Annotated in this window: 14 protein-coding genes; 1 reads left to right on the plus strand and 13 read right to left on the minus strand. The window is 30.0% G+C overall.

Going from position 1 to position 13,119, the window contains the following annotated elements:
• Positions 1-18: 18 nt before the first annotated feature.
• The 4 genes from G507_RS0112570 to gcvP form a co-directional block, all read right to left on the minus strand.
• A complete protein-coding gene (locus G507_RS0112570) occupies positions 19-546 on the minus strand; it encodes a class I SAM-dependent methyltransferase (RefSeq protein WP_026717813.1) in 528 nt (175 codons plus the stop codon).
• 66 nt (positions 547-612) lie between these two features.
• Complete coding sequence (locus G507_RS0112575; RefSeq protein ID WP_026717814.1) at positions 613-1,671, minus strand: 3-oxoacyl-ACP synthase III family protein; 1,059 nt, start codon at positions 1,669-1,671, stop codon at positions 613-615.
• A gap of 133 nt (positions 1,672-1,804) precedes the next feature.
• Positions 1,805-2,176 carry a group III truncated hemoglobin gene (locus tag G507_RS0112580; RefSeq protein ID WP_026717815.1) on the minus strand — a complete coding sequence of 124 codons (372 nt, stop codon included), beginning with the start codon at positions 2,174-2,176 and terminating at the stop codon, positions 1,805-1,807.
• 128 nt (positions 2,177-2,304) lie between these two features.
• A complete protein-coding gene (gcvP, locus tag G507_RS0112585) occupies positions 2,305-5,148 on the minus strand; it encodes an aminomethyl-transferring glycine dehydrogenase (RefSeq protein ID WP_026717816.1) in 2,844 nt (947 codons plus the stop codon).
• A 172-nt stretch (positions 5,149-5,320) separates the two neighbouring features.
• On the opposite strand from gcvP, the gene G507_RS0112590 reads away from it, so the two are divergent.
• Positions 5,321-6,136 carry a UbiA prenyltransferase family protein gene (locus G507_RS0112590; protein ID WP_026717817.1) on the plus strand — a complete coding sequence of 272 codons (816 nt, stop codon included), beginning with the start codon at positions 5,321-5,323 and terminating at the stop codon, positions 6,134-6,136.
• On the opposite strand, the gene G507_RS0112595 is transcribed toward G507_RS0112590, so the two are convergent.
• The 9 genes from G507_RS0112595 to purE form a co-directional block, all read right to left on the minus strand.
• Positions 6,119-6,571: an SRPBCC family protein gene (locus tag G507_RS0112595; RefSeq protein WP_026717818.1), complete on the minus strand. Its 453-nt coding sequence runs from the start codon at positions 6,569-6,571 to the stop codon at positions 6,119-6,121. The two genes, G507_RS0112590 and G507_RS0112595, sit on opposite strands and share 18 nt — an antisense overlap.
• A 50-nt stretch (positions 6,572-6,621) precedes the next feature.
• Positions 6,622-6,816 (minus strand): hypothetical protein, encoded by a 195-nt coding sequence (locus tag G507_RS0112600; protein WP_026717819.1) that lies wholly within the window; start codon positions 6,814-6,816, stop codon positions 6,622-6,624.
• A 114-nt stretch (positions 6,817-6,930) separates the two neighbouring features.
• A complete protein-coding gene (locus G507_RS16950; RefSeq protein WP_342662434.1) occupies positions 6,931-7,200 on the minus strand; it encodes a hypothetical protein in 270 nt (89 codons plus the stop codon).
• A 94-nt stretch (positions 7,201-7,294) separates the two neighbouring features.
• The gene (locus G507_RS0112610; RefSeq protein ID WP_026717820.1) at positions 7,295-8,203 is read right to left on the minus strand and encodes a TIGR01777 family oxidoreductase; all 909 of its coding nucleotides are present in this window, start codon (positions 8,201-8,203) and stop codon (positions 7,295-7,297) included.
• Between the two features lie 2 nt (positions 8,204-8,205).
• Entirely contained in the window at positions 8,206-9,021 is an 816-nt protein-coding gene (locus G507_RS0112615; RefSeq protein WP_026717821.1) for a DCC1-like thiol-disulfide oxidoreductase family protein, read from the minus strand.
• A 47-nt stretch (positions 9,022-9,068) separates the two neighbouring features.
• Positions 9,069-9,782: a YqjF family protein gene (locus tag G507_RS0112620; protein WP_026717822.1), complete on the minus strand. Its 714-nt coding sequence runs from the start codon at positions 9,780-9,782 to the stop codon at positions 9,069-9,071.
• Between the two features lie 70 nt (positions 9,783-9,852).
• Complete coding sequence (locus tag G507_RS0112625; protein ID WP_026717823.1) at positions 9,853-10,356, minus strand: GbsR/MarR family transcriptional regulator; 504 nt, start codon at positions 10,354-10,356, stop codon at positions 9,853-9,855.
• A 117-nt stretch (positions 10,357-10,473) separates the two neighbouring features.
• Positions 10,474-12,498, minus strand: coding sequence for a M3 family metallopeptidase (locus G507_RS0112630; protein WP_026717824.1), 2,025 nt, complete (start codon positions 12,496-12,498; stop codon positions 10,474-10,476).
• Between the two features lie 88 nt (positions 12,499-12,586).
• Positions 12,587-13,069 (minus strand): 5-(carboxyamino)imidazole ribonucleotide mutase, encoded by a 483-nt coding sequence (gene purE, locus G507_RS0112635; protein WP_026717825.1) that lies wholly within the window; start codon positions 13,067-13,069, stop codon positions 12,587-12,589.
• Positions 13,070-13,119 lie beyond the last annotated feature (50 nt).

Consider the following 13,119-nt stretch of genomic DNA (forward strand, 5'->3'; position numbering starts at 1 on the left):
TTTGGAATTTGGGATTTTTTATTTGGGATTTTTTATTGCGTAAACCAAATAGTAACGATTTGTAAAATATCTCAACAAAGGTCTGAATCCGATTTTTTTTACTGGATGCGTAAATTTCACCTTATCTATAATTTTGAAACCAGTTTTTTCTAGCAACCAATCTAATTGCCAATCTTCAAACTCGTGATAATGTCTGTCCCATTTATCAGTTTTGCTTCTATAAGCAGAAGAAAACCATAAGCGCATTGGAATTGAAATTAAAACTTTATCACACTTAACATTTTCTAAAATCGTATATGGATTTAATAAATGTTCAAAAATTTCAAAAGCAGTCACAACACTATAATCCTCATTTTGTAATGTTGATTGATTGTTGTCTAAATCTTCTCCGTTGGTGTTCTTAACTGTATAGCCATTTTCTAGCATGATTTTAGAAAAAGGATTTGGAACTCCTAAATCTAAAATAGTGTCGTCTTTGGAAATGTGTTTTTTTAGAAAATCAAAAGTAATATTAAATCGCTTGCTAGGATATGTCTTTTCGTACATTAAAAGTAGATTAAGTAACAAATTTAATTTTTTCTTACAACATACAACTTACAACTTGCAACTTTTTTACATTTGATAAGCAATAGCATTGATATTCATTCCGGCACCAACAGAAGCAAAAAGTATAATATCACCTTTGTTTAAGGATTGATTTTCTATTTGACCTTTCATGATTAAGTCATAAAGAGTTGGAACAGTCGCAACACTACTGTTTCCTAATTTATGAATACTCATTGGCATAATTCCTTCTGGATAAGGTTCTTTATATAGTTTGTAAAAGCGTTGAACGATAGCTTCGTCCATTTTTTCATTCGCTTGGTGAATCAATATTTTTTTAACCTGTTTGATATCTAGATTTGCAATTTCCAAACATTCTTTCATAGCATTTGGAACATTTACTAAAGCAAATTCATAAATTTTACGACCATACATTTTTATATAACGAACGTCTGGGTCATTATCTTGGTTGTAAGAACTTCCAAAAAACAAATAATTGGCTTCGTCATAAGTGTATGAAGCACTGTTGGTTGCTAAAATCCCACCAGTTTCGTTTGTTTGTTCAATAATTGTTGCTCCAGCGCCATCAGAATAAATCATTGAATCTCGATCGTGTGGATCAACAACTCTAGATAAAGTTTCAGCGCCAATAACCAAGCATCTTTTTGCCATTCCGGCTTTAATAAAAGCTTGTGCTTGAATTACACTTTCTACCCAACCAGGGCAACCAAAAAGCATGTCGTAAGCTACACATTTTGGATTTTTTATCCTTAAATTATATTTGACTTTAGCGGCTAAACTTGGTAACATATCACCTTGAATAGTACCTTTTTTTACATCACCAAAATTATGAGCAAAAATTATATAGTCTAAAGTTTCTGGGTCAATTTTTGCATCTTCGATTGCTTTTTGTGCAGCAATAGTAGCAATTTGTGAAGTAGTTTGATTGTCGTCAACATACCTTCTTTCTGCAATTCCAGTAATCTCAGTAAATTTCTGAGCTATTACATCATTAGGGTGATTTAACTTGGAACCATCTTCATTTAAAAACGTATGGTTTGCAAAATCTCCATTTGTTATTGTTAAAGAAGGAATGTAACTTCCTGAACCTGTGATTTTAATTTGCATTGTAAAGGATTTAATTTGCTAAATTAATAATAAATAATTTAATGGCATGCTAAAAAGTACTATGCATGCATATTATTATGGAATAATTAAGAGAACAAAGATATTACTAATAATAATGTAATAAATACTTATTTTACTGAAATTTAATTTGCATTACGGTTGCCATACTTAAGGCATTCGTTTTCATCTCTTCTGCGTGTTTGCCTTTAAAATGACTATCGATTGTTTCGTAGAGATGTTTAATCCAAGATTCAAAATGTTCTTTTTTAAAAGCATGTTTCTCATGCAAATTTTTATGAATTTGAAACATATTGTTGCTATATCCACCTTTCATAAATAATGATTGTTCCCAAAAAGTAGCTAATACATCAAAGTGGTGTTCTAAATGTTTGTCTGTATTTGTTATTTTAGTAAAGTAAAAACTTATACTTTCATCTAACAAAAGCTTATCATAAAATCCTCTCATTATTAAAAGAATATCTTCTCTAGTTTCAATATCATTCATCTCTTGAAAATTTTAACAAAGTTACTACTATTCATTTTTTTTTAACTGACATTTATCATAAAATAAAAAGGTTTCAAAAATAAATTTGAAACCTTTTTTATCTTAGTACTTAATGTACTGACAAATTGTTACATATAAGCTTCAATAGGAGCACAACTACAAACTAAATTTCTGTCACCATATGTTTCATCAACACGACGAACACTTGGCCAGAATTTATTTTCTATAACATATTCTAATGGATAGGCTGCTTTTTCTCTTGTATAAGGTAAGATCCAAGTATCAGCTGTTAGCATTTGTAATGTATGAGGTGCATTTTTCAATACATTGTTTGATTCATCTGCTGAAGCCTCTTCAATTTCTTTACGAATTGAAATCATTGCATCACAGAATCTATCTAGTTCAGCTACATCTTCAGATTCTGTTGGTTCGATCATTAAAGTTCCAGCAACTGGGAAAGAAACTGTTGGAGCATGATATCCATAATCCATCAAACGTTTCGCGATATCAGAAACTTCAATTCCTTTTTCTTTGAAACCTCTACAATCTAAAATCATTTCGTGAGCTGCTCTTCCTTTTTCACCAACATATAAAACTGGATAATGATCTTCTAAACGCGCTTTCATGTAGTTTGCATTTAGAATAGCATATTTAGTTGCATTTGTAATTCCTTCTGCGCCTAACATACAAATGTATCCATAAGAAATTAAGCAAACTAAAGCTGATCCGTAAGGTGCTCCAGAAATTGCAGTGATAGCTTGATCTCCACCAACTTTTACTAATGGATTACTTGGTAAAAACGGAACTAATTTTTCGTTTACGCAAATTGGTCCAACACCTGGTCCACCACCACCATGAGGAATAGCGAATGTTTTGTGTAAATTTAAGTGACAAACATCAGCACCAATAGTTGCAGGATTTGTTAATCCAACCTGAGCGTTCATGTTGGCACCATCCATATATACTAAACCACCATTGTCATGAATGATTTGTGTAATCTCTCTAATAGCGCTTTCAAAAACCCCATGAGTTGAAGGATAAGTTACCATTAGACATGATAATTCATCTTTATATTGAAGTGCTTTTTCTCTAACATCTTCTACATCGATATTACCGTTTTCCATAGTTTTGGTTACGATAATTGTCATTCCAGCCATTGCAGCTGATGCAGGATTTGTTCCGTGTGCTGATGCAGGAATTAAGCAAATTGTTCTTTTTTCGTCATCTCTCGAATGGTGATAAGCACGAATAGTCATTAAACCAGCATATTCACCTTGAGCACCAGAATTGGGTTGTAATGTTGTTCCTGCAAAACCTGTAATAACATTCAATTGGTGTTCTAATTTTTTAAGCATTTTGGTGTAACCTTGTACTTGGTCTAATGGAGCAAAAGGGTGAATTGTATTCCAATAAGGCATACTTAAAGGTAACATTTCAGCCGCTGCATTTAATTTCATAGTACAAGACCCTAAAGCAATCATAGAATGTGTTAGAGATAAATCTTTACGCTCTAATTTTTTGATATAACGCATTAAACTCGTTTCTGAATGATATTTATTGAATACCTCATGCGTTAAAAATGCTGATTTTCTACTTAATTGTGTTGGGTAATTTTTCTCTAAAACATATTCGGAAATTTCAAAAGCTTCTTTTCCTAATGCTTCTGCGAAAATGGCAATTACTTGATTAATATCATTAAATAAAACTGTTTCGTTTAAAGAAATTGAAATCGTTTCATCATCAATATAAAAGAAATTTACTTCGCTTTTTTCAGCAATTGCTCTTACTTTTTTAGCATCAGCTTTAACTACAATTGTATCGAAAAAAGAAGTGTTTGTTTGGTAAACACCTAATTTGTTTAAAGCATCAGCTAAAGTTGAAGCCATTCCGTGAACTTTGTCAGCAATGTAATTTAACCCTTTTGGTCCGTGATAAACAGCGAACATTCCAGCCATTACAGACAATAAAACTTGAGCTGTACAGATATTCGAAGTTGCTTTTTCACGTTTAATGTGTTGTTCACGCGTTTGTAGTGCCATACGTAAAGCGCGATTTCCATCAGCATCTTGTGAAACTCCGATTATTCTTCCTGGCATGGAGCGTTTGTATTCGTCTTTTGTTGCAAAATAAGCAGCATGTGGTCCACCATAACCCATTGGTATTCCAAAACGCTGAGTTGTTCCTACTACTACATCAGCACCCATTTCTCCTGGAGGAGTTAATTTTACTAACGATAAAATATCTGCAGCAACAGCCACTTTTATTTCATTTTTATTTGCTTTTTTGATGAAATCAGCATAATCATATACTTGACCATATTTTCCTGGATATTGTAGAATAGCTCCATAAAAGTCACTAGAAAAATCAAATTCTTGGTGATTTCCAATTACTAATTCAACTCCAATTGGAGCAGAACGTGTTTGTAAAACTGATAAAGTTTGAGGTAAAATTTCTTCTGAAACAAAGAATTTACAAACATTATTTTTCTTTTGATCTCTTGAACGAACATCAAACAATAAGGCCATTGCTTCAGCAGCTGCTGTACTTTCGTCTAATAAAGAGGCATTTGCAATTTCCATTCCAGTTAATTCAATAACTGTGGTTTGGAAATTTAAGATAGCTTCTAAACGACCTTGAGCAATTTCTGCTTGATAAGGTGTATATGCGGTGTACCATCCTGGGTTTTCAAAAATATTTCTTTGAATTGCAGGAGGAACTATTGTAGGATGATAACCTAATCCTATATAAGATTTGAAAACTTTGTTTGTACGACCTAATAAACGAATGTGATTTGCATATTCATATTCCGTCATGATGTGTTCTAATTCCAATGGTTTTTTCAAACGAATATCAGCTGGGATAGTTTCAAAAATTAATTGGTCTAATGTTTCAACACCAATGGTTTCCAACATTTTTGGCAAATCGTTTTCTCTTGGTCCTAAGTGTCTTAATGCAAATGAGTCTGTTTTCATTTATGTAAAGATAAAGTGTGTAATTGTGTTGTTTTTTTAAAATCTAAAGTAAATTCAGATTAAAGTGCAAAAGTAATTATTATACTTCTAATTTTTCCTAAATTTGAGTCAATTTTTTGTCTTTTTATCAACTAAAAGCCATTCTTATTAACACTTTGATTATTTTTGTTGAATGCGAATTCTAAAATACATATTTGATTTTTACATTCAAAGTAGTCTTCATGTTGCTTTGGCCGTTTATGCTTTGATTCGAATAACTTTTTTCAAGTTAAACATTTCTTATGATGAATCTGTAGCTTATTTTGGTTTTTTTGGAACCATTGTAGGGTATAATTTTATCAAGTATGATGAATTAGCAAGAGTAAAAAAAATTAAATTGACTAAAACTTTTAAGGCTATTATTGTTTTAAGTGTCATATCAGCAATAGCTACTTTTTATTATTTTTTGGAGTTAAAAACAAAAACCAAGCTAATTGGATTTGGAGCATTATTACTTACAATTTTATATACATTACCTTTTTTTCCGCATAGAACTAACATGCGAAATTGGAGTGGTTTAAAAATTTATTTGGTAGCTATTGCTTGGGTTGGAGTAACCGTTCTTTTGCCAGTTCTAAATGCAGATATGGATTTTTCAATAATTGTTATATTGAAATGTATGCAACGCTTTTTTTTCGTTTTTGTGTTGATGTTAATTTTTGAAATTATTGACTTGCAATTTGACGATTTAAAACTTCATACTATTCCTCAAAAATTAGGATTGAATCAAACCAAAAATATGAGCTATTTATTAACTTTAGTCTTTTTTGTGTTAGATTTTTTTAAGCCAAATATTACGTTTCAACAATTAGTAATTACTTTTTTAGTTGCATTAATATTATTCATTTTTACTTTTTATGCCGATTCAAAACGGAATAAATATTATACTTCTTTTTGGGTTGAAAGTGTACCTTTTTTTTGGTTGGTTTTGTTATTGATTTTCAGCTAAATTCTTCAAAACCTCATTACGAGTTTTTAGAAAATTAGTCATGTGTTTTTTTAGAACAAGATTATCAAATAACTTTCCAAATATTCCATAAGGAGTTTCATACATTAGATTATCAATCATAACTGTTTTTCCGTTTTTTTCTATGAAGGAATGTTCATGTTTAAAAGATTTGAAATTTCCACTTGCCATTTGATCAACAAAATAATCATATAGTTCCATTTCGGTTATTTTACTTGTGTGTGTTAAGTATATTCCAAAATGTTTGCCTTTCCAAGTTACGGTTTCATTTAAGTTGATTAAACCAAAAGTAATTCCTGCAATAGCTTTTTCATTAGTTTTGCTGGCAGAATTTTGATGCACATCGATATTTCTTGATAAATCAAAAACGATTTTCTTTGGTGCATTTATTTTTGTGATGAGGTTTATGGTTGTCATTGTTTTTAATTTTTAAACTAATCAAAAACAATTTATAATTTCATAAATGTTTATGATTCGTCTTTTGTTGTTCTAACTAAACTTATTCCTGTTAAGAAGAAAATCAAACCTAAAACACCAAAAATAATTAGTGATCTAATATCTTGATTACTTCCTGACGTGTTTGAAAATAAAACAGCAGTGTAAATTAAACCACCTATTCCAAGAGAAGTAAGTATTGTTCCAAAGATTCTTTTAAGATTCATAATTTGTATTTTAATAATTAATTTCAACAAAACTATGTTACTTAAGTCTTTAGTAAATTATATGATTTTAACAGAATCTTATAGATTTCCCATTAAATTATTATTAATTTTTTATTACATTTTGATCATCTTGATTATTCTCTCCTGCTTTTCTTTTTCTTCTAAAAAAAAATATAAGTTAACTAAAAGCATGATGCCTAAGTAGATTTCAAAACCTCCAATTTTATAACTTAGTTTTTCAATTAATTCTTGATAGCCTTCTTTGTAGAGGTAAAGTTCTAAAATCATTAATGCAAATCCTAAGTTTAATAGATAGAAACCAGACTCAAATAATTTGTTTGTAGCTTTAGTAATTTCCTCTTTTACTTTAAAAATATTTGTCATGTTATTAAGCTGTTTTTGAATAAAGTTTTTGCAACATATGTTGTTAATGCATTAGCAATTGGTAAATAGATAGCGTAACCAATTATGTTGAGGTTCATGATGAAAGGTTTTTAAAGGTTTTATCTAAAGTATCAAATTTAAATTCAAAACCAATTTCTTGTAATCTTTTCGGAATAACATTTCTGCTTTTTAAGACTAATTCTGGTTCAGTTCCAATAATTTTTGCTCCAATTTTTAAAATTGCTTTTGGTGTTGGAATTCCGATTGGGATTTTTAATACTTTTCTTAATTCACTCATGAAATATTCATTTTGAATAGGCTTTGGAGAAACAACGTTTACAACTCCAATCATTTCTTTTTCAATAATAAATTCAATTGCTCTAGCGAAATCTTTTTCATGAATCCAACTAATAAATTGATTTCCATTCCCTTGTTTTCCACCTAATCCAAACTGTGCTAATCTTTTTAACGGAATAAAAGCACCACCATTTTTTCCTAAAACTATTGAAGTTCTTAAAGCTGTTTTTAGTGTTTTTGGAGTTTCAATTTGAAATAAAGCTTTTTCCCAAGATTTAGCTACATTCATAGAGAAGTCATTTCCAATTTCTCCATTTTCTTCGGTCATTTGTTTGTCTTCAGAATTTCTGTAAATGGTAGAAGTGGATGAATTTAACCAATGCTTTGGAGGATTTTTACATTGTAAAACAGCTTTATTTAAAATAGAAGTACTATCAATTCTTGATGATAAAATTTCTTTCATGTTTTTATCAGTATATCTACAATCAACAGATTTTCCAGCAAGATTAATTAAAATATCAGCATTCTCTAGCTCGTTTTCCCAACCAGAAAGCGTTTTTGCATTCCAATTTACATATTTAATAGTGTTTTTTATTTCAGATTTTCCTCTTGTAAGAATTACAATTTCTTCAAACTTATCTCTAAAATGATTTACTATAACTTGACCTAAAAAACCTGTTCCTGCTGCGATTACTAATTTTTTCATTGTTATAAAGTTAGGATTATTATTAAAGCAATTACTCTATATAAAATCCAAGTTAAGGTTAAATGTTTAGGCAATTCTAAAATAGTTGTTCTTCTGTAATGTTCTAAAATCATTAAATTTACGGTTAAACCAAACCAGCCTAAAATCACATATTCATTTAAAAAAATAAATTTATTTAAGAATATAATTGGTAATAAAAATAAACTTCCCATTACTGAAACAGTAACTAAATTACCTATATAATTAAGTTGTTTTTGTTTGCTTAATTTTTGAATAAACAAATATTGAAATCCTATTTGTCCAACGGCTAAAAATAGTTCTCTAAGGAAAGTAGCTTTTGGCAACAATACAATTGATTTTGAATATTGAAATAAAGTTATTGCCGTAAAAAGAGTTGCAAAAAGTATATATAAAGTTCTATATTTTACATTAAAATCTGGAATACATTGACTACTGTTTTTAATTTTACTAGGTGCAATAACCTTTCTGTTATAAGAAATGAATTTGTAAAATTTTTTCAAGAGGAAATTAATTGGTTTTAAAGTACCTATTTTCTCCATCCATGGAAATGAATAACCAATTATTTTTAGCAAACTATCAATTCCATATAAAGTAGTTTTGTTTTTAGAATCAACTAATGCTATTTCATTTTTAGCTCTGTCTAAATCAACAAAGTTTTTTTCTTCAATAGTTATGTTTGCAAATGATTTTCTGCCCTGAGAATCTAGCATTTTTGCTTTTATGAATCCAGAAGTATAAATGTTACACATTGGACAATCTTCATCGTAAATTAGAGTTTGGTTGTTTAGTGTTTTCATAGTTAAATGTTTTGTTTTCTTTTGGAAGAAATCTAAGTTTTGAGTTGTTATTCTTTTATGGATTTTTTTCCTTCAATCGTAATTTTAGAACCTTTCGCCATAAAACAGGAAACTGGTTTTTGATCCTGAAGGAAGGCAAATTCTTTTCCATAAACCAATTCAAAGTCAACATCAACTTGATAATCCATAACTTCTAGTTGTTGCCATTTTGGATGTGTAACTTCATATTCTACCGTTCTCTTTTGGTTTGATTTGGTATAACCATAATAATGTTCTGATATGAATTCTGCTTCGGAATTTTTTTCAATTGAAAGAAGTTCTTTTTTCGTTTTTACTGCAATCGAATTCCAATAATTGTCGTTTTTCCATTCATATTTGAATTGTAGCGAATTAGCATCAGAAGTTCTAGTGTGACGCATAGGTAATGTCTGATAATGTTCATTGTACAAAGTATTTGCAACAATTGTTATAGCATGCTTAGGTACAATTTCTTTGACAAATACAACGCCTCGTTTCCAAATTCCATTTTCGAAACGTTTGACGTAAAAACGTAAATTTACTTCTTCAAAATTTACGTGATATGGAATTTTAAAACCTAAGACTTTTACGTTTTCAAACATAAAACCTATTAGACTTATGTAACACTTGTTATTCCATAAATCTAATTCAGTTCCTTTTGGAACATATTTTTCTAGCAATTTTGAATCGATCTCGTAATTGATGAAAAGTAAATCATTCCATTCTGCAGTTAAAAAGCTCATATTGTTTTATTTTTTTTTACAACTTTCAGAAAAAAATGAAAGTTTAAGTTAAATTTTTTTGTTTCAGTTTCTACTTCATAATTTTTATAACCAATCTTCCTAACCAATTGTCTTTAAATTCTGTAGCTTTTTCTAACATATTGTCAGCTTTTAAAACAAAATCGTATAATTTGGTAGTTTGATCTACAAAATGTCTTTCTTCTTCTGTGGCATTTGAATCTATACTTGAAACTTCTTTTAAAACTTTCAAAGCAGGTTTGATTTCTCTTTTGCTTCTTTCTCTTGCGATTTTTACGGCTAATTCGTCTAAATTTTTTTCAGCAGTAAAAAACTCTCTTCTTTCACCGGCTTTGTATTCTTTGTAAACAATTCCCCAATCCATTAAAGCACGTAAATTCATTGAAGCATTTCCGCGAGAAATTTGTAATTCTTCCATAACGTCTTCCATAGAAATAGGTTCATTGCTAACCATTAATAGGGCGTGAATTTGAGCCATGGTTTTATTAATTCCCCATTGACTACCTAATGCACCCCAAGTTTGAACGAATTTATTTTTTGCTTCTTTGAATTCCATTTTGGATTTATTTCAGTTTGATGAGACAAAGATATATAAAAGTTTTTAAAGTTTCAAAAATAAATGAAAGTTTATTTTAAAAAGAAACCGAACTATTGAAATTCGGTTATCTTATTTTTAGATCAACCCAGCTCTTTTCAACAAAGCTTCAGGTTTTGGTTCTTGGCCTCTAAATTTTTTGTACAAAGTCATTGGATGTTCTGTTCCACCTTTTGAAAGTACGTTTTCTTTGAATTTTGTAGCTACTTCTTTGTCAAAAATGCCTTTTTCTTGAAAATAAGCAAATGCATCAGCATCTAGAACTTCTGCCCATTTGTAACTGTAATATCCAGAAGAATAACCACCTTGGAAAATATGAGAAAAAGATGTACTCATGCAATTTTCTGCAACATCTGGATATAGTTTTGTGTTTTCGAATGCTTTTTCTTCAAATGCTTTTACATTATCTATTGTTTGTGGTTTTCCGTGATATGTCATATCTAATAAGCCAAAACTTATTTGACGCATGGTTGCCATTCCTTCTTGAAAACTCGCACTTTCTTTGATTTTTTCTACATATTCTTGTGGAATAATTTCACCAGTTTCGTAATGTTTAGCAAATAATGCTAAAGCTTCTGGTTCATAGCACCAATTTTCCATCACTTGACTTGGTAATTCCACAAAATCCCAATAGACAGAAGTTCCAGATAAACTTGGATAAACCGTGTTGGCTAACATTCCGTGCAAACCATGACCAAACTCGTGAAATAAAGTTGTTACTTCATTAAAGGTTAGGAGTGAAGGTTTAGTCACTGTTGGTGGTGTGAAGTTGCACACATTTGAAATATGTGGTCTATCGTTTTTACCATTTCTAATCGATTGTGATTTAAATGAAGTCATCCAAGCACCATTTCGTTTTCCTTTTCTTGGAAAAAAGTCAGCATAAAAAACAGCTACTAATTGGTTATCTTCATCCGTTACTTCGTAAGTTGTAACATCTTTATGATATTTTTCAATATCAAAAACTTCTGTGAAGGTTAATCCGTATAGTTTTCTAGCAATTGTAAATGCACCGTTTAAAACATTTTCTAATTTAAAATAAGGTTTTAGTTTTTCATCATCTAAATTGAATAATTTTTGCTTCAATTTTTCAGAATAATAAGCACCATCCCATTTTTCTAAATGATCAATTCCGTCTAATTCTTTAGCGAAAGCAGTTAATTCAGCAAATTCTCTTTCTGCTGCAGGTTTTGCTTTTTCTAACAAATCATTCAAAAATGAAATTACCTTATCTGGATTTTGAGCCATACGTTCTTCCAAAACAAAATGAGCATGTGAAGGATAACCCAATAAATTAGCTCGTTCATGACGCAAACGAACAATATCTTTTACGTTATTTTGATTGTCAAATTCATTGCTTTGAAATGCTTTTTTTCCTGCTGCAATAGCAAGTTCTTTACGTAATTCACGATTATCTGCATACGTTAAAAAAGGTATATAACTTGGGTAATCTAAAGTAAATACCCAGCCTTCTAGTTTTCTGTTTTCTGCTTCTGACTTTGCAGCTTCGATTACACCTTCAGGCAAACCTTTTAAATCGGCTTCATTTGTGATGTGTAACTGATAATTGTTGGTTTCAGCTAAAACATTTTCACCATAAGTCAGTTTCAGTTTGGCTAATTGTGTGTCAATTTCACGAAGTTTTGTTTTTTGTTCGTCATTCAACAAAGCACCATTTCTAACAAAACTTTTGTATTTTTTGTCTAATAAAGTTTGTTGTTCCGTAGTTAAAGTTAAATCATTTTTTTGATCGTGAATTGCTTTTATTCTTTTGAATAAATCTTCATTTAAAGTAATGTCATTGCTAAATTCTGTCAGTAATGGAGAAACTTCTTGTGCTATTTTTTGCATTTCTTCAGAAGTTTCAGCCGAATTTAAATTGAAGAAAATAGACGATAATCTATCTAAAGGATTTCCTGCAAAATCTAAAGCTTCTAAAGTATTTTCAAAAGTTGGAGATTCTGGATTATTTATTATGGCATCGATTTCAGCTTTTGCATTTTTGATATTTTCTTCAAAAGCAGGTTTGTAATCTTCCATTTTAATTTGCAAAAATGGAGCTGTTTCGAATTTTGTATGGAATGTTTGGGTAAGTAGTTTCATTATAATGTTTTTTGCCATTAAAGTATTAAGATTGATTAAGAATTGATATATAACTTAATTTAACTTACTATTTAAATGGTTTAAATTTTTATTTTTTTAATTCTTCCGAAGATTTTAAAACGGTTTGCTTTAATCCTTCTTTGTAAGCAATTATTTTATCTAACACACATTTATCAGAAGTTCCGATGATTTGAGCAGCAAGAATTCCGGCATTTTTAGCACCATTTAAAGCAACAGTTGCTACAGGAACACCACCAGGCATTTGTAAAATGGATAAAACAGAATCCCAACCATCAATCGAATTGCTAGATTTTACAGGAACACCAATCACAGGTAATGGAGACATAGAAGCAACCATTCCAGGTAAATGAGCAGCTCCACCAGCTCCAGCAATAATCACTGAAATTCCACGAGTATGTGCATTTTGACTAAAATCGAATAATTTTTCTGGAGTTCTGTGTGCCGAAACAATATCTACTTCGATTTCAATATCAAATCCGTTTAAGATATCGATGGCATCTTGCATTACTGGTAAATCGGATTTTGAACCCATTATGATGGCTACTTTCATTTTTTTTATTTAAAGATTTAAAGATTTAAGAATTTAAAGATTTGTTTAAT

The sequence above is a fragment of the Flavobacterium gelidilacus DSM 15343 genome, from assembly GCF_000422685.1.
GTDB classification, from domain to species: domain Bacteria; phylum Bacteroidota; class Bacteroidia; order Flavobacteriales; family Flavobacteriaceae; genus Flavobacterium; species Flavobacterium gelidilacus.

Bases quoted from the DNA above. Each gene is read 5' to 3' on its own strand.
- G507_RS0112570 (WP_026717813.1), bottom strand. From the start codon at position 546: ATGTACGAAAAGACATATCCTAGCAAGCGATTTAATATTACTTTTGAT.
- G507_RS0112575 (WP_026717814.1), bottom strand. From the start codon at position 1,671: ATGCAAATTAAAATCACAGGTTCAGGAAGTTACATTCCTTCTTTAACA.
- G507_RS0112580 (WP_026717815.1), bottom strand. From the start codon at position 2,176: ATGAATGATATTGAAACTAGAGAAGATATTCTTTTAATAATGAGAGGA.
- gcvP (WP_026717816.1), bottom strand. From the start codon at position 5,148: ATGAAAACAGACTCATTTGCATTAAGACACTTAGGACCAAGAGAAAAC.
- G507_RS0112590 (WP_026717817.1), top strand. From the start codon at position 5,321: ATGCGAATTCTAAAATACATATTTGATTTTTACATTCAAAGTAGTCTT.
- G507_RS0112595 (WP_026717818.1), bottom strand. From the start codon at position 6,571: ATGACAACCATAAACCTCATCACAAAAATAAATGCACCAAAGAAAATC.
- G507_RS0112600 (WP_026717819.1), bottom strand. From the start codon at position 6,816: ATGAATCTTAAAAGAATCTTTGGAACAATACTTACTTCTCTTGGAATA.
- G507_RS16950 (WP_342662434.1), bottom strand. From the start codon at position 7,200: ATGACAAATATTTTTAAAGTAAAAGAGGAAATTACTAAAGCTACAAAC.
- G507_RS0112610 (WP_026717820.1), bottom strand. From the start codon at position 8,203: ATGAAAAAATTAGTAATCGCAGCAGGAACAGGTTTTTTAGGTCAAGTT.
- G507_RS0112615 (WP_026717821.1), bottom strand. From the start codon at position 9,021: ATGAAAACACTAAACAACCAAACTCTAATTTACGATGAAGATTGTCCA.
- G507_RS0112620 (WP_026717822.1), bottom strand. From the start codon at position 9,782: ATGAGCTTTTTAACTGCAGAATGGAATGATTTACTTTTCATCAATTAC.
- G507_RS0112625 (WP_026717823.1), bottom strand. From the start codon at position 10,356: ATGGAATTCAAAGAAGCAAAAAATAAATTCGTTCAAACTTGGGGTGCA.
- G507_RS0112630 (WP_026717824.1), bottom strand. From the start codon at position 12,498: ATGAAACTACTTACCCAAACATTCCATACAAAATTCGAAACAGCTCCA.
- purE (WP_026717825.1), bottom strand. From the start codon at position 13,069: ATGAAAGTAGCCATCATAATGGGTTCAAAATCCGATTTACCAGTAATG.